This is a genomic window from Pseudomonas agarici, from assembly GCF_001543125.1.
Classification (GTDB): domain Bacteria; phylum Pseudomonadota; class Gammaproteobacteria; order Pseudomonadales; family Pseudomonadaceae; genus Aquipseudomonas; species Aquipseudomonas agarici.
Genome location: NZ_CP014135.1, coordinates 5,414,493 through 5,435,179, shown reverse-complemented (window position 1 = coordinate 5,435,179; position 20,687 = coordinate 5,414,493). Strand labels below are relative to the sequence as shown.

18 protein-coding genes and 2 pseudogenes are annotated in these 20,687 nt (G+C 54.4%); 10 read left to right on the top strand and 10 right to left on the bottom strand.

The window, feature by feature from the left end:
- The 5 genes and pseudogenes from AWM79_RS23810 to AWM79_RS25195 all read left to right on the top strand — a co-directional run.
- A pseudogene (locus AWM79_RS23810) lies at nt 1–263 on the top strand (phospholipase); the annotation flags it as partial.
- Complete coding sequence (locus AWM79_RS23805) at nt 263–1,546, top strand: SEL1-like repeat protein (protein ID WP_060783890.1); 1,284 nt, start codon at nt 263–265, stop codon at nt 1,544–1,546. The pseudogene AWM79_RS23810 and the gene AWM79_RS23805, both read left to right, overlap by 1 nt.
- A 238-nt stretch (nt 1,547–1,784) precedes the next feature.
- Complete coding sequence (locus tag AWM79_RS23800) at nt 1,785–2,321, top strand: carboxymuconolactone decarboxylase family protein (RefSeq protein ID WP_017134366.1); 537 nt, start codon at nt 1,785–1,787, stop codon at nt 2,319–2,321.
- A gap of 42 nt (nt 2,322–2,363) precedes the next feature.
- Nucleotides 2,364–2,933, top strand: coding sequence for a hypothetical protein (locus AWM79_RS23795; RefSeq protein WP_060783889.1), 570 nt, complete (start codon nt 2,364–2,366; stop codon nt 2,931–2,933).
- A 179-nt stretch (nt 2,934–3,112) separates the two neighbouring features.
- Nucleotides 3,113–3,295: a hypothetical protein gene (locus AWM79_RS25195; RefSeq protein ID WP_143063218.1), complete on the top strand. Its 183-nt coding sequence runs from the start codon at nt 3,113–3,115 to the stop codon at nt 3,293–3,295.
- 175 nt (nt 3,296–3,470) lie between these two features.
- Here the strand turns inward: AWM79_RS25195 and AWM79_RS23790 are convergent, their stop codons facing one another.
- The 6 genes from AWM79_RS23790 to AWM79_RS23765 all read right to left on the bottom strand — a co-directional run bounded on the left by AWM79_RS23790 (nt 3,471) and on the right by AWM79_RS23765 (nt 10,282).
- The gene (locus AWM79_RS23790) at nt 3,471–4,904 is read right to left on the bottom strand and encodes an alginate export family protein (RefSeq protein WP_060783888.1); all 1,434 of its coding nucleotides are present in this window, start codon (nt 4,902–4,904) and stop codon (nt 3,471–3,473) included.
- Between the two features lie 226 nt (nt 4,905–5,130).
- On the bottom strand, nt 5,131–6,468 hold the full coding sequence (locus AWM79_RS23785; protein ID WP_017134363.1) for an MFS transporter: 1,338 nt from the start codon (nt 6,466–6,468) through the stop codon (nt 5,131–5,133).
- A 67-nt stretch (nt 6,469–6,535) separates the two neighbouring features.
- Nucleotides 6,536–7,546 carry a 2Fe-2S iron-sulfur cluster-binding protein gene (locus tag AWM79_RS23780; RefSeq protein ID WP_017134362.1) on the bottom strand — a complete coding sequence of 337 codons (1,011 nt, stop codon included), beginning with the start codon at nt 7,544–7,546 and terminating at the stop codon, nt 6,536–6,538.
- Complete coding sequence (locus AWM79_RS23775; RefSeq protein WP_244159602.1) at nt 7,543–8,583, bottom strand: PdxA family dehydrogenase; 1,041 nt, start codon at nt 8,581–8,583, stop codon at nt 7,543–7,545. Before AWM79_RS23775 ends, AWM79_RS23780 begins: the two co-directional genes overlap by 4 nt.
- On the bottom strand, nt 8,538–9,008 hold the full coding sequence (locus AWM79_RS23770; RefSeq protein WP_017134360.1) for an aromatic-ring-hydroxylating dioxygenase subunit beta: 471 nt from the start codon (nt 9,006–9,008) through the stop codon (nt 8,538–8,540). Before AWM79_RS23770 ends, AWM79_RS23775 begins: the two co-directional genes overlap by 46 nt.
- Nucleotides 9,009–9,022: 14 nt before the next feature.
- The gene (locus AWM79_RS23765; protein WP_017134359.1) at nt 9,023–10,282 is read right to left on the bottom strand and encodes an aromatic ring-hydroxylating dioxygenase subunit alpha; all 1,260 of its coding nucleotides are present in this window, start codon (nt 10,280–10,282) and stop codon (nt 9,023–9,025) included.
- Nucleotides 10,283–10,455: 173 nt separating this feature from the next.
- Between AWM79_RS23765 and AWM79_RS23760 the strand changes: the two genes are divergently transcribed.
- Nucleotides 10,456–11,205 (top strand): IclR family transcriptional regulator domain-containing protein, encoded by a 750-nt coding sequence (locus AWM79_RS23760; RefSeq protein WP_244159601.1) that lies wholly within the window; start codon nt 10,456–10,458, stop codon nt 11,203–11,205.
- Between the two features lie 21 nt (nt 11,206–11,226).
- Here AWM79_RS23760 and pdxR read toward each other — a convergent pair whose 3' ends face one another.
- Nucleotides 11,227–12,657: a MocR-like pyridoxine biosynthesis transcription factor PdxR gene (gene pdxR / locus AWM79_RS23755; RefSeq protein WP_026013464.1), complete on the bottom strand. Its 1,431-nt coding sequence runs from the start codon at nt 12,655–12,657 to the stop codon at nt 11,227–11,229.
- A gap of 92 nt (nt 12,658–12,749) precedes the next feature.
- On the opposite strand from pdxR, the gene AWM79_RS25460 reads away from it, so the two are divergent.
- The 4 genes from AWM79_RS25460 to AWM79_RS23740 all read left to right on the top strand — a co-directional run bounded on the left by AWM79_RS25460 (nt 12,750) and on the right by AWM79_RS23740 (nt 15,680).
- The gene (locus AWM79_RS25460) at nt 12,750–12,947 is read left to right on the top strand and encodes a hypothetical protein (RefSeq protein ID WP_208599920.1); all 198 of its coding nucleotides are present in this window, start codon (nt 12,750–12,752) and stop codon (nt 12,945–12,947) included.
- A gap of 591 nt (nt 12,948–13,538) precedes the next feature.
- On the top strand, nt 13,539–14,156 hold the full coding sequence (locus AWM79_RS23750; RefSeq protein ID WP_017134356.1) for a nitroreductase family protein: 618 nt from the start codon (nt 13,539–13,541) through the stop codon (nt 14,154–14,156).
- Between the two features lie 34 nt (nt 14,157–14,190).
- A complete protein-coding gene (locus AWM79_RS23745; RefSeq protein ID WP_060783887.1) occupies nt 14,191–14,736 on the top strand; it encodes a carboxymuconolactone decarboxylase family protein in 546 nt (181 codons plus the stop codon).
- A gap of 317 nt (nt 14,737–15,053) precedes the next feature.
- Complete coding sequence (locus AWM79_RS23740; protein ID WP_060783886.1) at nt 15,054–15,680, top strand: FMN-dependent NADH-azoreductase; 627 nt, start codon at nt 15,054–15,056, stop codon at nt 15,678–15,680.
- A 176-nt stretch (nt 15,681–15,856) separates the two neighbouring features.
- On the opposite strand, the pseudogene AWM79_RS24725 reads toward AWM79_RS23740, so the two are convergent.
- The 3 genes and pseudogenes from AWM79_RS24725 to AWM79_RS23730 form a co-directional block, all read right to left on the bottom strand.
- A pseudogene (locus AWM79_RS24725) lies at nt 15,857–16,024 on the bottom strand (transposase domain-containing protein); the annotation flags it as partial.
- Nucleotides 16,025–16,108: 84 nt separating this feature from the next.
- On the bottom strand, nt 16,109–17,824 hold the full coding sequence (locus AWM79_RS26190; RefSeq protein WP_060783885.1) for a methyl-accepting chemotaxis protein: 1,716 nt from the start codon (nt 17,822–17,824) through the stop codon (nt 16,109–16,111).
- Nucleotides 17,825–18,552: 728 nt separating this feature from the next.
- Nucleotides 18,553–20,520: a sigma-54-dependent Fis family transcriptional regulator gene (locus tag AWM79_RS23730; RefSeq protein WP_060783884.1), complete on the bottom strand. Its 1,968-nt coding sequence runs from the start codon at nt 20,518–20,520 to the stop codon at nt 18,553–18,555.
- Between the last annotated feature and the right edge of the window lie 167 nt (nt 20,521–20,687).

The window sequence follows — 20,687 nt, the reverse complement described above, 5'->3', positions numbered from 1 at the left end:
TCAACACCCGCAGCATGCAGGTAGACAGTGAGCTGAATATTGCTCATGAGTGGATGAGTGTGACGCAGGCGTTGCGGCGACGCTTGTGGAATCTGCATACGGACAAGAGAGGAGCGCAGGATGATCCGAAGCGGGCGTTCGATGCTTGGGAAGGCATCATCAAAGAAAACAAAGACCTCCAAGCAGATAAGAAAAATGGAGTGCCCAGCGCCTCACTTGTCGAGTTTTACTACGGCGAAGCCATCCTGAAGGACCTCGACTGATGCGCCTGGCTCTCTTGCTATCCAGCCTGCTGCTGACCGCCTGCGGCACGGGCAGCGCGCTTACTTTTCCGACAAAGGACACGCCCTTGAATCCCCTCACCAAAATCAAGGCCAAGCTGGCCTTTACCTGTGTACACGAGCAGATCCCCGTGCCGTCCGCCGAGGCCGATGTGCTATTTCAGTACGCGCGCTGGTTGCAGAAAAACAATCAGCTCAAACAAGACAAAACTGTCGATGTCGAGATCGAGCGCCTGTATCGCATCGCCGCCGAGAACGGCCATTACAAGGCCAATATCAACTTGCAGAATGGTGCCATGCGTGGTCATTTCAAACTCAGGGGCAAGGAGCACCGGCGCCTGAGTCAGCAATTGATCGATGCGAACGTGGCGACGGGTTATTACTTTATCGGGATCTTCCTGCAACAGGGATCAGCCGGGTTAGCGAAAGATTCTGAAATGTCGCTGCGCTATTACCGCAAGGCCGCCGATCAGGGCAGTGCTCAAGCTCAGTACTCGGTGGCTAACAAGCTGGCGCCAAGCGATATTGCGCCGGACGTTGCACGGCAGATGCGCCGTTGCGCCGCCGAACAGGGGCATGGTGATGCGGCCTCCGATCTTGGTGTTAACCTTAAAAATAGGGGGCTGTACCAGGAGGCGCTTGAGGCATTCCAATTAGGGGTGGCGGCGGGCGATGAAACCTCTGCCGGCTGGTTGGAAAAGACTTTTCGCGGTCCTCCGCCCTCCGATAAGTTGTACTACCTCGACCAACAAGAAGACCTTGAGCGCGCCGAACGCTATGATAAAATTTGGAGTCTGCTAGCGAACTATTCCTACGCCAATCCCAGCGTCCCCGAGATCAACGAGATCCTTCCCTTACCACCGGCCAAACTACCGGCCTGGGACGGCAAGCTGCAATGGCTGGAGGCCCGTCTGGCCAATGTCCGGCCCCAAAAGCCCCACGAAGCGCTGATTCAGCAGTTAGCCAAGGCCAAGCTGCTTGAACCGGCGACCGGCAAACCCATGCCCGGCTCTCCCGCATTCCTCAAGGTCGATTCCCCCGCACCGACCTGCGTCAGCGGCCAACCTTGCCCGCGAACCGGCTATTGGCAGGCGATACGCCTCAATCGCCAGGGTTTCTGGATGCTGAAAGACGAAATCATCCGCCACTTCGAGGAGAACGAAATCATGCCCACCTTGACGCTTCGCACTCACAAGCCGCGCTTCTTGCTCCCCAACAAAATCAGCGTTGGCGAGGAAAGCATCGAATGGCGACTGTTGGGGTGAGGCATAAAAGATATCACCCACCATCGGAAAAATTTGTGATTCAGGTTTACATCCCTGAACAGTTAAAAAGCCACTTGGCGTCCTCCTCCAACACGCAGCTAACCGCCTGTACACAATGCTGCCTATAAAATCTCGAAATTTGAGAGAGTGGTTCCCGATATCAAGGGATTATCATCCCCTTTGTGAAAACATAAGCTTCTCTCACGCCAACAACGGCTAAACGTAAGAGGATCTAAAGATGGCACGTATTACTATTCCAACTCGCGACCAAGCTCCTGCCGGCACCCATGGCACCCTCGATGCGATTGGTGGTCAACTTGGTTTTATTCCAAATATGTTTCGTATGCTTGCTTCCAGTCCAGATACTTTTGCCGGTATCGTCGGTTTCCAAGGTGCGATGTCTAAGGCCTTGAACGTAAAAACCCGTGATGCTATTGCTTTGGCTGTGACTCAGGTCAACGATTGCCACTACTGCATGCGGGCACATACTTACGTTGCGACTAATTTGGTGAAAAGCTCGGCCGAGGAAATCGCGCTGAATCGCCAAGGTCGTTCGGAAGATCCAAAGCGCGCCGCTGCAGCTACATTTGCCAAAGCTCTGGTAGAACGCCGTGGCAAGGTAACTGATCAGGAACTCGCCGCTGTACGTGCTGCGGGTTATACGGACCCAGAAATTATCGATATCACCGCTGTGGCCGTACAGTTCCTTCTGACCAACTTCATCAACAATATGGCTGACACTGATGTTGATTTTCCTAGCGTAACAGCAGCCTAAGCAACAATTAATGAGGACGTCTGAAATTAATCAGCACCGCAGATGACCTTGTTTCTTGTTCGCAACGGGACCTCATTACTGAGGTCCCATTTTGCTTTGTGGAATTTGGTAAGTTGGATAGCATTGGTAATGCAATGTCGAGTCGCTGATACAACGAAAAGGATCGACGGAGTCATTAGCTTCGATTTTACTAAAATTGCTGCTTCCGAAGCAGGTGCTGACTGCCTTTACGTTTCGGGTATTAAGGCGTGCACTGAAATTCTGCCATCTGAGGTCACTGATTGGCAGCGGCTGAAAGTGAAGGTTGATGCAACCATAATATTCAAAGTTTATGGGTGTTTGATTTTATTTCAGAAGCTATGTTCGACGGTTCGTCCAGGGCTTGCTCCGGTTATTGCAACGTTTCAATCGAGTGTGCCAGTTGACGCAACCTGTCAGCTTGAAGTTTTTTTATTCAGCCAGCGAGCACTCATCGTGCTTGGAATCACCCTGATTACAGATCTCTCAATTTATGAGAACGGCCTTATTGGATTTGCTAGGTTATTCTCCAGTAGTCTTGATGTTACCATTGCCTCAAGCCAAAAAATTTATGATGAAATCAATTGCACCTAAAAAATTCTGATTTGTTCGGGGACATTAAAAGTGTCTATTCGGCCCCGTGTGGTCAGGATAATGAAAGTGCATGTTATTAAATACGTTCCCTGAAAACACAACCGCTTTGATTGGTAGTTGGATCTTCATTTTTTCGAGATACGATTATGAAAGCCAATAATTTATGGATAATAGTAATTATGACGTTGCTGATCAATGGCGGATCATTTTTGGGTTTTAGTCAAATTTCCACTGGTGGTATCGCCCGCAGTATCGAATGCCGACAGTGGATAGCACGCGCCACCGAGATCATGAAAGGTTCCATGCTCAGGATCGGAAGTCCACCGGAAAAGCGTAACCAATTTTTAATGAGATTTGTTTGAGTTAAAAATGGCTCAGGGCGATTGCTATATAATCACATCATAGATGGTTTTACCTGAAAAATTTATGGCTGTTGGTTATCTAAAAGGCATTAAGTAGACGGTTGCGAATAAAGCACAAGCCGCTTTTCGCGGCTTGTGCTTTATTCAGTCATGCTTACCCTCTGGCTAACTTATTTCAATAGCGAAACGAAGTACGCAGCACCACGATTTGCGAGTTACTGCCTCCAGCATTCTTGATCGCCGAACCGATGTCATAGAACAGATAGTCGAGATCAACCGTGATGTTGGAGGTTGGCGTCCAGTTGACGTTGGTTTGATACAAGGTGCCCAAGCGTTTGCCTTTGCTGGTGGTGGTGCCGGGAACGGCCACCATACCGGGTAGATAGACACCATCATCGGTGTTCTGGCGCCACGCGGCAAATACCCCAGGCTCGAAACGAACCTTGTCAAAAGGCGAAAACCTCAGCGTTGGGCCTGTGAGTATGATGTTGGATAAAGTCGTCAGACTGGCCTGACCATAAAAGGCATTCTTGGGAAACATCGGGTCGAACGAACCGGCCTTATGATCGCCATCCTTGTCGCCACTGGCGGCGTCGACGCGGAAACCCAAGCGCGCCTTCCAGGGGCCGGCGAAGGTATAGCCGCTGTCACTGGACACTCCCCATGCGTCAATATCCGCGTTGGCGATGTGACCTGTCTGCTTCATCAAGTCCCAGGTCCAGTCGAATTTATTCCATGCACCAAACAATCGCGTGCCGAAGGTGTAGCGATCTTCTTTCCCCGTGAAACCGTCTAGCTTGCGTTGGTCCGTTTCAAGGCCGAAAGCGTAGAGGTCGGCCTTGAAAACGCTGGATAGGGGAACCGTGCCGTAGAGCCCATAAAATTTCTGCTGGTGGTTGCTTGAATCGTTAAATGAGCCGGAGGGCCGCACAAGCAGCGGCTTCATCGAAAAGGCATCCAGCTTGTAGCCATTTTTTCCGGCCCAACTCATGCGCACGCCATCGAACGACAGGCGCATGTTGGGAATTTCCCGGTAGGTGACCAATACGTTATTGCCATAGGCCATTTCTTGACGGCCGACGCGTGTGGTCAATTTGCCGCTCTGGTAATGAAGATTACCGTCGATAAAGGCTTGATGTATTTCGTTGCGACTTTGATCGGATGGGCTCGGCAGGTCCTTGCCAAAAACACGGGTATTTTCCAATTGAATAAAAGTGCGCAGGCTGTCGTCGAATAAATGCAAGTCCGCGTGGATTTGCGCACGCTGCATTAAATAGGAATCGTCCTTTACGCCACGCAGGCCGAAAACCGGTTTGTCTGCGGCATCGGCGCGATAACGTAGTTCCGCGCCAGTTTGTAGCCAGGCGGTATCGGATAGACGCTGATAACGCAATCCGTCGAACGGGTCGGTGCGTTTCGCCGGGTCATCAAGAAAACGATAGTCTTCCTGCGATCGGGTCGGCCCGGAGCGGGGCGGACGTTGTGATTCCAGTGGCGAGAGCGCTGCAGCTTGGGGTTCTGTAGCTTGTGCGCTCGATATATAGGTGTGACTAAGAACCATGACAATCGATAGCGGTATTGAGTAACGGTTTAGTGAAGGGTGGATCATCGTGCAGGCTCCTATTCTTATTTTTCTTAAATTAGGCAGACAGGCGCTGAAGGGCTTCAACATTCTGTTGAAACTGCAGCGGTGTAATTTCAGACAATGTGCAGTGATGCACTGGAAAAAATGTCTGCCTATGCTTCGGGTCAGTTAGTGTTGTTTTGAGTGAGGCAAACGTGTACTCATCTTCGCGCAAATTTCGCTAGGCACGAGTTAGTATTTATTGGCGGATTTAATTCGCGCCTCTGCCATAACGGTGACCGAGAAACAGCACCAGCAATCCGGCAATCAACATGGGTATGGCCATGGCATAAAAGACCGCCGAAGGCGACCAGCCGCCACCCAGCGCGGCACCGACCACGATGGGACCGACAATCCCGCCGGTTCGACCGATACCCAATGCCCAACCGACACCGGTCGAGCGTATCGGTGCAGGGTAGAAAACCGCCGCCAGGGCGATGAGGCTTTTTTGTCCACCGCTGATGCAGCAACCGGCAAGGAAGTTGGCACTCAACAGCACCCAGAGGGGGCTGTGGAAGGCCAGCCCGGTCAATGCTACAAACACGAAGCCAATCAGATAAAGGATGCCAACGGTTTTGTAGGCCCCCAATCGGTCCATCGAGGGGCCGGTGATGAAAGCGGCCGCGATGCCGCCGACAGTGGTCAGGGTGGTGGCCATCACCACGGTACTCATCGGGTAGTTGAGACCGGTCATGATTGAGGGCAACCAGCTTTGTAAGGCATAAAACTCGCCGAGGTTGATCGTGAACACTAGCCATAACAGCACGGTGCCCATGATCCGCTCAGGCGTGAACAGGCTGCCGAGGGCGCCGCGTTGACCCTGGTCGAGAGCCTCGACTACGAATATTTGTTTATCATGCTGAACCAGGTCGGTGTCTATTTTGCGGAACACCCTCAGGATGTGTTGTGGCGCTATCTTCTTCTTGATCATGAACACCATGGATTCAGGCAGGAAGCGAAACAAGACAGGTACCAGCATCAACGGTGCCAAGGCTCCGACCCAGAACAGTGAGCGCCAGCCGAAATGGGGAATGAACCAACCCGCGGCTAGCCCGGCGGCGATAAAGCCGAGTGAGAAACCACAGTAAATCGCAAGAACGAAGGTAGCCCGCAAGCGCTTGGGACTGTATTCGCCGGTCATGGCAATGGCGCTGGGTGCCGCCGTACCCAGACCGACCCCGGTGATGAAGCGCAAGATCATCAACTCGGTTACGTTAGTGGCCCAGACCGAGGCCAGGGTACATAAACTGAAGACGATAGTGCTGATAATGATGGCTTTTTTATGCCCAAAACGTTCAGACAGCGGTGTTAGCATTAGATAGCCGACCATCAGGCCAGCGAGGGACGACGAAAATATCGGCCCTAACATCTGTTTGGACAAACCCCATTCCTGGGCGATATAGGGGGCCATGTAGCTGATAGCCTGAGTATCGAATCCATCGAGAAACATGACGAGTCCGCACAAAATAATGACCCCGTACTGAAACCGGCTCACTGGGCGCTCGTCCACGAATTGCGGTAATTGCAAGGGCTTTGGTTCTGGCAACATTATTTTTATCCTCGCGGCCATTTTGGCCTTGTTGTTTTTATGTTAAGCAGGCTTTTGGAGAGGTCCTCTAGGGGGTCGGTTGTAGGTCTCCGGACGGTACAAAGGCATCACAGTAAAATGCCTCGGGCGACAATCGGCCTTCGGCGGTCAGGTCGCTGAGTGCCGCGTTGATCATGATCGGATTGCCACAGGCATACACCTGATGGGCACTCAGATCGGGGTAATCCTCGAGCACCGCTCGGTGTACCCAGCCGGTTCGGCCGGACCAGCCTGGTTCAGGCTCAGAAAGCACCGGTGTGAAGATGAACCCGGGCAAGCGCTTGCTCCACAGCTCAGGCTGATCGGCAAGGTACAGATCCTGGCTGTTGCGCGCGCCCCAATACAGATGCAGGGGTCTTGAACCTCCACGCTTGATCTGGTCTTCGATGATGGACTTGAGCGGTGCCATACCTGTGCCCGTGCCCAGTAAGATGACGGGATGATCGACCGCTTCGTCCAGCGAAAAGTCTCCATAGGGCAACTCCACCTTAAGCACGTCGCCTTTTTCCAGTCGTGCCAGAACGCCCTCGGAAAAACGTCCCCCAGGCACATGGCGGATATGCAGCTGCACACCATCGCTTTCATGGGGTGCGTTGGCCATGGAGTAGTTACGGCTGTCGCCATCCTCCATCAGCACTTTCAGGTATTGGCCGGCTTGGAACTTGGCCCGGACACCCGAAGGGAAGCGCAGATTCAACACGACCACATCGGTGTTTGGCCGGGTGATGCGATGAACTTTGGCACTGATCACCTTGCGTACTGGCGCGGCGCGTTGAACGATACGTTTGGGGCTGATTTCCACTGACGAGCAAGGCCTTGCCTGGCACAACAACACGCCCGTGGCCGGTCCGCGTGTCAGGCCCTTACCGCGCACTTGCAATTCACCGGTGGCAAGACCCCCTTCGCAGGTTGAACACACCCCTTTACGGCAAGAGTAGGGGATTGCATAACCGGCGCGCTCGGCGGCGTCCAGTACCGTTTCATCAGGGGCGCAGGGGAAGGTAATGTCCGTCCCCGAGACGGTTACATCGAATGTCATGCCAAGGCCCCCTGAGTGGAAAATGCCGTACCGCCGACCAGGCGCAGCGCACGGATGACAGCTTGCGGATCGGCCATGTCTTTGCCTGCGATATCGAACGCCGAGCCGTGGCCGACGCTGGAAAAGATCAGGCCAGCGCCTATGGACAAGGCTGAGGCGGTGCGTCCAGCCAGCAGTTTGATCGGGATATGACCCTGATCGTGATACATGGCGATGAAGGCGTCATAGCCATCCTGGCCCAGCATCAAATCGGCACCGACCGGTCCATGGGCGTCGATTCCCATCTGGCGCAGGCGTTCGATTGCCGGGACGTTTATCTGTTCGTCATCCTGGCCGAACAGTCCGTTTTCCCCGGCATGGGGGTTGATGCCGAACACGCCGATTCTCGGCTTGGCAATACCCAGCGCCTGCAATGCAGTCACCGCGGCCCGACCTGCGCCAACCACAAGGTCCGGCGTCAGTCGGGCTAGCGAGTCAGCCAGTCGTTCATGCAAGGTGGCATGGACGATGCGCAGTCCTGCACCGATCAACATCAGGAACACACGATCGGATTCGACCCCGACCAGTCTCGCCAGCAAGTTCGGATAGCCTGAAAATGTAATGCCCGCAGCGTTTATCGCCGTCTCGGAATGTGGGCACGCGACAATACCGCGTGCCCGACCCTGGCCGAGGCACGCGACGGCGGCGGATAAATAAGCCACGGTGGCTGCCCCCGCACCGGCGCTTACCTGTCCAGGCAAGAAAGCATCGGGTGAGAGGTTTGGCACCGCCAGCAGGTGCAGGACACCTGTGGCTGGTGCAGCGCTTCCGTCGGTTTCTTCGATGCGAAGGCCCGTGCCCTGTACATAATGCTCGACAACAAAGCGATCGCCGACGATGACCGGATTGAGTTCAGGATCATTCTGCAGCGCGACGACAGACTTGACGGCGATTTCCGGTCCAATGCCGTTGGGGTCGCCGATACTCAGCAGAATTCGCTGTGCGGGTCTGCTCATAGTGGCAGCGCCAGCAGGGTGTGGATTCGCGAGCTGTCGCACACTACGGTTCGTTCAGCCAGCATGGCGGTATCGCCTTCGATCCGGTAGCAGTCGATATAGCGGCCGGAGACGAAATTATCGGTGCTACCGTCACGCATGATGCGCAGCACAATAAAGGCAGTCTCGCTACGTACCAGATTATCTTTTTGCTCCAGAATCACCGGCTGATTGAGCATATGGCGATAACTGTGGCGCTCGTAGATGTTGGCTTCGCGTAAGGCGGAAATCCGGTCGACCAACATGCCGCGATTGTTCGCCCAGATCATGCCGGCTGGCAGGCCCTGGCGATAATTGTCGGCAGTGGTTACGGTATACAGACACTTCTCGAGGAAGAAGTCCGGCCACGCCTCGAGCGGACCTTCATCGATGCAGCGGGCATATAAAGCCTGGGTCTGGCTAATCAGTGTAAAAATAGTCTGTGTCACAAACGGTTCCCCTCTTATAGATCCATGGCCGCGCGATAAGCTTTCCAGAAGCCGCGAATAGAAGCCTCGGTAATCCGGCTATCACTTGACTCGGCGTCAGTCCCGCCCATTTCCAGCACGGCGGTATGGTTGGAGGCGCCGACGATGCCGCGTTGGACGAAACCGCCGACACAGCCGTCTTCCATGGATATGTAGCCCGCCGGCCCAACGAGGTTGGCCTGCTTGAGGCGAGTCAGGCGTTGTTCAGGGGTGTCGTCTTCGAAGCCCAGGTACGTCCAGTTGAGTTGAGTGCTTTCCACGCCGCGTGGAAGCACTTGACGGACTGCAATCGAGTTCTGGATTTGTTGCAAGACGAAGCAAGGGAAGATCGAAAGGATTTGTAAGGTGACGTCATCGCCGACTTCACTGAAACCCTCGAGCAGCGACGGGTCTTGCAATTGATAAGCGCTATCGGAGCGAATGCTTTGCTGGGCATAGGAAGCGTCGCGTTCTGCCTGACGTTCAGCTTCTCGATCGATGGCCGAATAGCTGACGTGATGTCCGCCGCTCTCGTCGACAATGATCGCGCCACGCTGGGATAGCCGGTTGATTTCAAAGGTGGTGAAGAACAGATGCAGGATGCTGGCGTGATACGAGTCCTTGACGTTCTCGATGTACAGTTTCCAATTGTTGGGCAGCATTTGCGTGTAGCGGCCAAGGACAACAGGCTTGCGCCCACTGAGCACACGCTCCACGCGGCTGAGGATTTCCTCGCCTAGATACTCTTCGATATCGGGTACGTCATCCGAGAAGCTGCCGAATATCAAGCCATGAACGGTTGCCACCCGCAATTTACGCGGGCCATGTTCTTCCATGCAAAATGAAGGCGCCATGCCGCTACGGCCCTTGATGCCATCCTTAAAGGCGACTCCAGTCAGATCGCCTTGCAGGTTATAACTCCAGGCGTGATAGACGCAGGTGAAATCCTTGGCCTTACCGCTGTCGTCCAGGGCGAGCAGGGCGCCACGGTGTGCGCAACGGTTCTCGAAGGCGTAGAGTTCACCATCGTTGTCACGGGTGACGATGATTGAAGTTTCGCCGATAAAGCTGGTCTTGTAGTCACCGATCTCAGGGACTTCAGCTTCCAGGCACAGGTAATTCCAGTGCGGTCCCTGGAAGAGTCGGGTTTGTTCTTCCTTGTAAACGGCATCGCTCTGAAAAGCCCAATAAGGTACGCGGGTCAGGCCATCAGGCCAGGCCAAATTCTCAGGTTCGCGGTCGGTAATAATATTCATCATTGCTCCCGATCAGGTCCTCGTGATTGCAGAAAAAATGGTTTTTTCTGCAATGACTATTGACGTGAGGTTTTATTTTTGTTCGAATAGCGAACATTGTTTCATTTCTCGAACAATTAGAGACCTTGTGAATCATGATTGTCAAGAAAAATACATCAGCAGATGGCGCGCTCGTGCGCGCACCCGAAGGTATGTCGGGCTTGGCCAAAGGCCTTGCAATCATCGAAGTGTTCGGTAGGGAGCACTCGCAATTAACCGTGACCGATGCGGCGCGACTGACCGATACCACCCGCGCAGCGGCTCGACGGTGCTTGCTCACACTGGTGGAGTTGGGTTACTTGAGCCATGACGGCAAGCATTTCTGGCCGACTCCGAGATTCCTGCGTCTTGGCACGGCCTATCTCGACGCGGCGCCATTGCCGCAGTTGGCCCAACCCTATCTGACCTCGGCGCGCGAAGCGCTGGGAGAGTCGATCTCACTGGCGGTGCTGGAAGATGGCTGGTCGGTATTTGTTGCTCGTGCCGAGACGGCGAAAGTGGTGAGCACCGGTGTACGGCTAGGTGCACGGTTGCCGGCCTACGGTTCGGCCACCGGACAAGTATTGCTGGCAGGTTTGAGCGATGAAGCGATTGAGCGCTATCTTGCGACTTCTCCACCGCCGACCACCGCTTACATGATTGTCGACCCGTCAGTGATCGTGGAACGGATCCGGCGGGCGCGTGTCGAGGGAGTTGCCTTTACCGATGAGGAGTTGGAGTTAGGCATGCGTTCCATGGCGGTGCCTGTGAGGAACGCTCAAGACAAAGTGGTTGCGGCCATGAGCATGAGTACCTTCGCGGCACGTTTATCCCTTGAGGAGTTACGTGAGCAGTGTCTCCCGGTGCTCCAGCATCATGCTGCCTTGCTCGGGTGCATGCTGTAACGCGCTGGTTCGAGATGCCGCTCAACTGCTTGGGACACGGGGCTGGCGATATTGCTCGATGATCTCAAACAGTTGATGGCACGACGTGGCGAGGTACGGCTCGGGCGCGGTGGCAACCCCGAGCAACAGGCCGGATGAGCGCCCGGACGGAGTCGCGAACCACGATGACAAAGGGGAGGGTGCCATGCCAAAGGCCATTGCTTCCCGAGCGATTTGTGCGTCAGGCATACTATCGGGGAGTTTGAGCAGTATCGCCAGGCCTGCCTTGACCCACTCTGCATCGCGCATTCGCAGCTGCTCGCATAACGCGTCACGCTGAGCGGAATATAATCGCTTGAGGCGACGGACACGCCGAATGTAGTGACCGTCGTGCATAAACTGGGCCGTGGCGAGTTGAACCACGGGTGAGGGCGCGGGAGCAAGTGCTGCGACCATCTCTGAGAATGCGGTAACCAGTTCGGGCGGTGCCACCACAAATCCCAGGCGCAACCCCGGGCTCACCGTCTTGCTGAAAGAACCTATGTGGATAACCCGTTTGCTCTCGTCCAGGGAGGCCAGGGCAGGGGCTGCCCTGCCTTCTAGCTGCAGCTCGCTGAGGTAGTCATCTTCGATGATCCAGGCGTTGTTCGAGACCGCCCATTCCAGTAGTTGAAGCCTTCGCCTCAAAGACAAAGTCGAACCCAGGGGCGCTTGCTGACCGGGTGTCAGGACGGCTAACGCTGCATCCCCGGCGTTCTTGATTCCGTAGCCGACGTCGAGGCCTTCTGCGTCCACCGGAATCGCAATGGTATTCAAACGAGCGAGCTCCAATCCCTTGCGGGTAAGGAAGAACCCGGGCTCTTCCATCCAAACCTTCTTACCATCCAAACCTAACACCCGCAGCGCAAGCCCTAAGCCGGCACTGTATCCTGAAGTGACAAATACCTGTTCGGGGGAGCAGTGGAGGTTTCTGGCGATGGACAGATAACCCGCGATCTCCCGACGCAGCTCGAACTCCCCCCTGGGATCGGGATAGACCAGTGATGAGAAGGATTCTGCCTTCAATAGATTGGACGAACGTGCGCGTGCGAACAGCTTTTCCGGTAGGCCTTCAAACGCTGGAATACCGAGCTGAAAGATTGCAGGCCCGGTGTTCATCCGCTCGTAGGCTTTCATAAAGGTTCCAGGCTCCAGTGGTTCCGATTGAGCCACTGCCGCACGGGGCCGTGGTGCCACGCGTGTGCCCTTTGCTCCGAATGTTTCGATCATCTGAGCGTCGGATAACCGTTCATACGCCGCTTGAACTGTACCGCGCGCGACACCCAGGTGCGCGGCAAGATCCTGCCATGAAGGTAATCGAGTGCCTGGTGTGAGCAGTCCCGACTCTATTGCCCTGCTAATACTTATACGAATTTGTTCTGACAAAGACAGTTTTGCTGTCCGATCGAGCTGGATTTGCAGGTCTGAGTTCATATTCTTAGTACACACAAAAGTGGAAGATCTTGGTTCTTCTATTCGTACCATCGACGGTACAAGATAGAAAGACCAAGACAAAGCAGCCCGACATGATCATTCGTCTGATTCTGACTGCATTTTTCGTAACAGTTGCAATCTTTATCAGAGCGGGTTCCTTTGCTCATGAGTCTGGCGATATCGTGAAGTCGGATCTTGAACAAATAATTGCCAATTTGCCGGGAAAATCGCCCGGTGCCATGGACGTCGGACATCCTCCAGGCGCAGGCTCGTTACCTACATGCACGTGAAGTTCGCTTTTATTTATGCACAGGCGGTATCGGATTTAGTTGGATAAAAGGTTAATGACGATGAGGTGCGTGCGTGCCGCGCTGGTGAGAGTGGGTCGCAGTCCTCGAGGCGAGCCATTCTGTAAGCCGGAATGAGAGCAAAACCAAATCTGCAAAATTTTTAGTGATATTCATCATCAATAGCAATAGAAAGCGGCCAGCGAGCAGGTGTGCTACAACTTGTGCCTGGCTATGGAGTCGCCTATTAGCTATTAGATAGACGGTCTTGATGCCTCGTGAGATCTGTTCAAAACTTGCGATACCATCATTTTTAGAGCTCAGATCCGTGTGCAGTGTGTCGTCAGCGTAGTTTCAGGCATGTCATGATGCTGCCCTATTACCCAGGTGAAATGTTCGCCACTGACAGTAAATTAAGGACGAGATCGCTGCCTGTTTTGCTAACTCGATGTGCCAACTGCAAGCGATTCATTCGTACAGCGACCACCAGAAGCAGAGGAGAAAATGCAGCCCAACATCTCGAACGAAACCAGGTACGCATAGAGCGAAAGGCCTCTTGTACCTCAACTTACCCCTTCAGCTATAGGAATCATCATGACCAACGCCGTCATCGAATGTATCGTGAGTCGTAGCGCCGCGAAATACTACGACTCCGCCGCCACTTTGAGCGACGACCAAATTCGCGAGTTGGTGAGAATCGGCACCACCGCACCGACATCTTTCCACCTGCAGAACTGGCGCTTCATCGCGGTACGCTCCCCTGAAGCCAAGGCGCGGTTGAGTCCGATCGCTTGGAATCAGCCCGCGATCACCGAAGCCTCCGTTACCTTCATCATCTGCGGCCAACTGGCTGACTCCAGCGTGATACCGGAACGCCTGGCACCGTTGGTCGAAGCGGGTGTCATGCCCGCAACAATGGTTTCGGAGTGGGAAGCTCCCGCGCGCGGTTTGTATTTAGAGCATCCGCAGCGCCAGCGCGACGAGGCAATGCGCACGGGCACCTTCGGTGCGTCGGCGATCATCTATGCCGCTCGCTCGATGGGCCTGGGTTCGACACCGATGATCGGTTTCGATGCCGAAGGGGTAGTCCGTGAGTTCGGACTGGCCGAAAATGAAGTGCCAGTGATGCTGTTGTCTGTAGGTGTGGAGCGTCCAGGAAATTGGGCACAGAAGCCGCGCCGTCCGCTGGATGAAGTACTGGATATTATTTAACCATCAGTAAAATCAGTAGCTTACGGAGACTACAATGCCTAGAAGTGCAACTGTAAAACCGGAACAAGTGCCGGCTGATTCGAAAGCGACTCTCGATGCTTTTACCAAGAACATCGGGTTCACTCCAAACATGATGATGACTTTCGCGCAAAGTCCAATCGCGTTCAACTCATGGGCTACACTGCTCGGCTCCTTGAGCAAAGCACTCGATGTGAAGACGCGTGACAGCATTGGCCTCGCGGTCTCCGAAGCGAATGGTTGCAACTACTGCCTGACGGTTCACAGCTTTACGGCCGAGCATATGGCCAAACTGCCGGCTGACGAAATCATTCTCGCTCGCAAGGGCAATGCCACCGATCCGAAACGCGCTGCTGCCCTTCAGTTTGCGCGCAAAGTCATCGAGACTCGTGGCAAGGTCAGTGACGCTGATCTGAAAGCCGTCCGCGATGCAGGCTACACGGATGCGAATGTCATGGAGATTATCGCGCTGGTGGCTATGTACTCTCTTACAAATTTCTTCAATAACGTGTTCGATCCTGAGAAGGATTTTCCTGCCGTTACTCCCGCTGGCGCGATCTGACCTCCTATCCGGTTGCATCGACCATCTCCTAGTGGCCTGGAGCTGGTCGATGCGGGCACGCCGAGAAAGCCCAGATGCCCCCAGGAAAGACGCTTGGGAAAGCGTCTGGGCTACTTGTGTGTGCCGATAACCGGTCTTGAAGCGAAGCAATATCAGTAGAGAGATCCGGCATGTCGACGGCGGACAAAGTGCCCGCCGCTGAGATGATGTTTGCATAGGGCAGCGTAGCGCGGGCTCGAAGTGACACCAACTGACCGAGGAGAGTAAATGATGAAGATAGTTGTGATCGGCTTCGTAAAACCATTGGGATCGCTCGCATGAACATCCTCCATATTGATTGTAGCTCGCGTCCAGAATCGCAAAGCCGCCAGCTTTCAGCGGCGATCGTCAATAAGCTCCTTGAGGTTACGCCTGACGCGAGCATCAGTCGGCGCGATTTTGCCGCTGACCCCCTACCGCATGCTTCCCCCGACTACGCGACTGCCCTGTCGTCGCCGGCCACCTTGGCGGCACCACCGAGGGGCTCGCTGGAGCTTTCCGAGACGCTCATTCAGGAGGTGGAAACGGCTGATGTGATTGTCATCGGAACACCCATGAACAACTTAACCGTTCCGTCGGTCCTCAAGGCATGGATCGACCAAATCCTTCGCGCCGGTCGCACGTTCACCTCGACACCGGCCGGGAAGATGGGAATGCTCCGGGATCGCCCAGTGTTTATCGGCATTGCTTCCGGTGGTGTCTTTACCGGCGAGCGAGCCAATCAGCCCGATTTTCTCACGCCTTATCTGTCGGCGGTGTTGGGTTGCGTTGGGCTCAAGACCTTGCAATTTCTTCCCGTGCAGGCCACTGCGTTTCTCGACCGAGACCAGGCCGCATTAGCGAGGGGCAACGCGCTCGCGGCGCTCGACCTTACGGTCCTGGAGAGATTCTCCGTCTGTGATTGAAAGCGTTGCTGATCATATTGTCAAAATCGATACCAATTTGATCACCCCGTTACCTTCTCCACCCCATGTGCTGGCCTATCTCCCTGAATCGGGGGAAAATCGAGAGCATCTACTATCAAACTTACAGTGTGAAACCCGTGACAGACGTAGGCGTCCGGGCATCCCATTTTGCGCAATTAGGTCGGTTGCCATCGATGCGGCAACAAATCCCCGATTTCACTCGCCCGCTGCGTCGGCAGGCGAGTGAGGACGTCCTTCAGATAGGCATATGCGTCGTGCCCGTTGAGCTTGGCCGATTGGATCTAGCTCATCAGCGCCGCCGCACGTTGATCGCTACGTAACGTTCGACCACCTCTGCGCGCCGGTCCGAATAAAGCAACTCGGCTGCTGATTGGAGGCTTGATTGGCTTCAGCCAGGACTTTAAGGATTATGTGCGCCCGAGATTGAAATGGCTGACTTGGGCACTCAGACCTTGCGCGAGACGAGAGACGCCTTCACTGGCAATGCTCACTTGGTCGGAGCCTGCGGCGTTATGGCTGGCTAGCTCTCGAATCTGCTCGATTCGTTGACTGATGTCGTGAGCAACGACAGCCTGCTCTTCAGCCGCGCTGGCGATTTGAACAGCCATGTCACTGATCACCCGATTGGCGTGGGTGATGCTTTCAAGGGCGTAACCGGCATTGTCAGCTTGACGGGAGCTGGCCTCAGCTTGACTACGACTCTGATCCATAACGCCTACCGCTTGTTTGGCGCCTTCTTGTAAGCGCAGGATCATATCCTGAATTTCCTGAGTCGAATCCTGAGTACGTTTCGCCAGGTTACGTACTTCGTCTGCTACAACGGCAAAACCTCGGCCTTGTTCTCCAGCCCTCGCCGCCTCGATAGCGGCGTTGAGCGCTAGCAGATTGGTCTGATCGGCGATGCTGCGAATCACATCAAGGATACCGCCGATACTGGAAGTGTCTGCGGCCAAGGCCTGAACCACTTCAGCGGCTTTGCCAATATCACCGGACAGTTGTTGGATGGTGGACATCATTTGCTCTACGACTTCACGACCGCTTGCGGCTGAACTGTCCGCTTTTTGGGCGGCCTCAGCCGTTTGGGCCGAGTGGCGCGCAACTTCCTGCACCGTAGCGGCCATTTCCGTAATGGCTGTTGCCACCTCTGCAGTGTGCAGCTCTTGCTGTTTGATATTTTCCAGTGTACTGCGCGTGGTACTGGTGAGTTGTTCAGCAGAGACGCTGAGCTGGCGGCTGGAGTGCACCACGTTGTGTACCACTTCACGTAGCTTGGCAACCATCTGCCCAAATGCATGAGAAAGAACCCCAAACTCTCCGGTGTCGCGTGCATCTAAATGAGTATTGAGATCGCCTTCGGCTACCCGTCTGGCCTCCCCGGAGAGGCGCGAAAGAGCGCCGCCAACCTTACGTCGTATAGTGATGATGCCGATTATTGCAATGATAATAAGCAAGAGAACCATCATGCTTACCGCGCTCATATAGACGGAGCCGGTAGAGCGCAAGCCATCTACTTCTAATTGAGTCCGCTTGTTCAGCAAGACAAAGAATTCTTTAACCGGCGCCATAATACGTGCCTTTTCCGCATCGTAGCGAGGGCTGTAGACCAAACGAGTAGACGCACTCAGGTCAGGCGCTGTGCCGTTTGACCCGGAGGCGGCATCCATCGCCTGAGACTCAAGGCTGGCTAATTCATTTGACGCATGCTCAGCCTCTTTAAGCTTAGCCAATTCTGCTTCGCTCATTCCCTGTCGACGCATTAGCTCCAATAACGTCGTCGAAGGATCGAGTCCACTATCGACTTTCTGGCCAGCAGCCAGGAAGTCGATGTATGGGTAGCTGTAATTGGAGGGACGAGGTTGCTGCCCATTCCTGATGGACAAGATCTGATGGTACAGCTGGGCGTAGCGGTTTTCTCCGGTGACAGCAAAAGTGCGGGCCATGCGGCTTAAATCATCGGAGCTCTGTCGTAACTCATCCGCGAGCAAGTAGGACTGATAGCGGTTTTCCTCGCGCTCGCTGAGATGTTTTTGATTACTAATCATCGACAGTACAAGCAAGCCAAGGGCTGTTGTGCTGACAATCATGGTACCAAAGATTAGTGTAAAAAGGCGTTGAATGGACAAATTGGCTCTCCTTGCTGAGATCAAGTTAATCCTGATTAGGATTAAGTAGGGGCAATAGAAATAAGAAAATCTAGCGAGAACACCCAATTCGCCGAGTAGCGGGATTCAACGAAAGAGTGCAAAAAAAACTAAGCAATTGGGAGGGCGGAAATTGTCTCCTGTGTTATTTGACTAAAGCCTTGAAGTTGATATTTGTAAAGTAACTTTGAGTTTTTCTGAAATTCTAGATTAATTAATCTCGTGCATTAAAGCGGTATGGCTGATTTGAGTTAAGTCATTTTTCTGGAACTTTCTGCACTGGTCCTGGATGCCGAATGTCTAGTTGTAATGCGGATCGAAGGCTAGCACGCGATCTATTTTATTTATTTCGAAAACCTGCGAATTTTCAACAATTTAGATGCGATAAGTTATGCTTTTTACGTTATCGAATTTATCCGCGAGTGGCTTTAAGCATGATCTGGTTATGACTCGCACTGAAACAATCAAGAGTGGAGTGATTTGAAAAATAGCTTACCCTTAAAAACTACCAAGAGCATAGATGAAAGACTTCATTCGCCTGATTTTATCTGCTCGTAATTACTTCACCATATCTAGTGCATGAAAATCCAAAACGGGCGCTTTGCAGAAAACGCTATGCGCTCCATTTTTTGTTCCTCTCGCGATACTAGCCGGGGCGCAGTGATTTATTTTTAATCACTGCGCGCCCTTTATCGCACACACTTCATGCGTCAGTCAGGGCGAGGAAGGTCGTATTTCTTCAGTTTGCTATAGAGGGTACTCTTGGCGATATTCAACGCCTTGGCCGCGCGGGTCAGGTTGCCGCCCTGCTCGTGAATGGCCAGGGCGATGACCGCTTTCTCGGCTGACTCCAGAGGATGATCACAGCCGTTCTCAACCCGGGTGGCCGAAGCACCAAAGCTCACCGGCAGATTGGCTGGGGTCAGGTCCTCGCTATCGGTGAGAAAATAGGCAGCCGTTACCAGATTGCTCAACTCGCGAATATTGCCGGGCCAGGAATGGCCTTCGAGCGCGGCCTGTAAATCCGAGCTCAGTCGCTTGGGTACACCACCATGCTGTTCGACCAACCGAGCCAGGATATGCTCGGCCAGCAGGGTCGTATCCCCTCGCCGTTGCCGCAAGGCGGGCAGGGTCAGCGTCATGGACGAGATGCGGTAATAGAGGTCCATCCGAAAGCGCCCCTTGGCGACCTCTTCGCTCAGGTCGCGATTGGTGGCGGCGATCAGGCGAAAGTTCACTTTGCGCGGACGAGTTTCACCGACCCGACAGACTTCCGATTCCTGTAGCACCCGCAGGAACAGGGGCTGCAGGTCCAGTGGCATTTCGCCTATCTCATCGAGAAACAAGGTGCCCTCATTGGCGGCTTCGATCTTGCCGGTCATTCCGCCGCGCCGGGCGCCGGTGAAGGCCCCCTCCACGTAGCCGAACAACTCCCCCGCCAGCAGATCACGGGACAGGCCACCGCAATTAAGGGCGATGAAGGCGCCTTCACCGTGGGGACCGGCCTCGTGCATAGCGTTAGCAAACAGCTCCTTGCCGACGCCGGTCTCGCCCTGCAGTAAAATGGAAATGGGCGCCTTGGCCAGGCGTTCCGCCTGTTGTACGGTTTTGAGAAACAGCGGGCTTTGGCCGATCAGACGGGAAAAACCCGCGGGACGGGTGGTCTCCCGAGCACGCTTGTCGCCCATCTCCACCTGCGTAGTGCGTGGCCTGGGGAAGGGGATCACGGCAAAGTAGCCAATCGTTTCGCCACGGTGACGGACCGGTTCGATCCATTCGCGCGCTAGCTGCGGTAGAACCCGTTCCGCCTGTGTGGCCAGACGCTCCTCTCCATTCAGGAAGAGGACGGGGCTGTAAGGGGTCAGGTTGAGTTTGATGCCGCGCGCCGCCAGCACGCGCTCGGCGTGCCCATTGCTGCGCACCAATCGTCCCTCCAGGTCCATCAGCAACAGGCCGTCATTGCTGGGGGCCGTGAAGCGTCCCAGGGTTTCGCCTAGCAAAAGTTCGCGCTTGGAGAGCTGCAGGTGAGCCAACTGCCCCTCGATACGGTGAGCACCGGAGACGGCCAGGGCCAGGCAGTAGTCGTGCTGGGTGCTTTTGAGCCCGGAGATATTAACCGCGCCCAGTACCTTGTTTTCGAAGGGATCCCAGATGACGGCGGCGGAGCAGGTCCAGTTGCTGATGTTTTCACAGAAATGTTCATAGGCGTGCACCTGCACCGGGGAGCCGATACGCAACGCCGTACCTATGGCATTGGTTCCCGCGGCACACTCGTCCCAGTTGGCGCCGGGTACGAGCCGGAATTGATTGGCCAACTCAAGAGTCTGGGGGTCGCCATGGCTACGCAGGATCACTCCCGAGGGGGCCACCAGGTGCATGATGGTGCCGGATTGGGCCAAGAGATCGTGGGCATCACGCATGATGGTTTCCGAGGCACAGATCAGCTCCCGATTAGCCGCCTGGATCTTCTCCAATTGCGCACTCTCAAGGTCGATGGCTTGCTTAGCCACTAGAGGATTCACTTCCTTGGAGACACAGCGTTGCCACGAGGCTTTGATCACCGAGCGAACGGTATCGTCGGGAAGGGCGCCGATGCTCAGTAACCTTTCGCGCGCATGGGCGATACGCCCGGGCTGTTCGACAGCCACCGATCCGTGTAATGGCACGTCTTGTTTCATGAATGTCACCGCTTTTATTTTATTTATTAAAGAGGCCGCGCTTATCTTGAACCCACTTTGATCTATTTACAATTGCTGGCTCATGCCAGGCACGCGTCGCTGATGCACAGTTTTTTCTCACTTCAACACAACTATCCGCAAGAGTTCGATTAACGGTCGATAGGCGA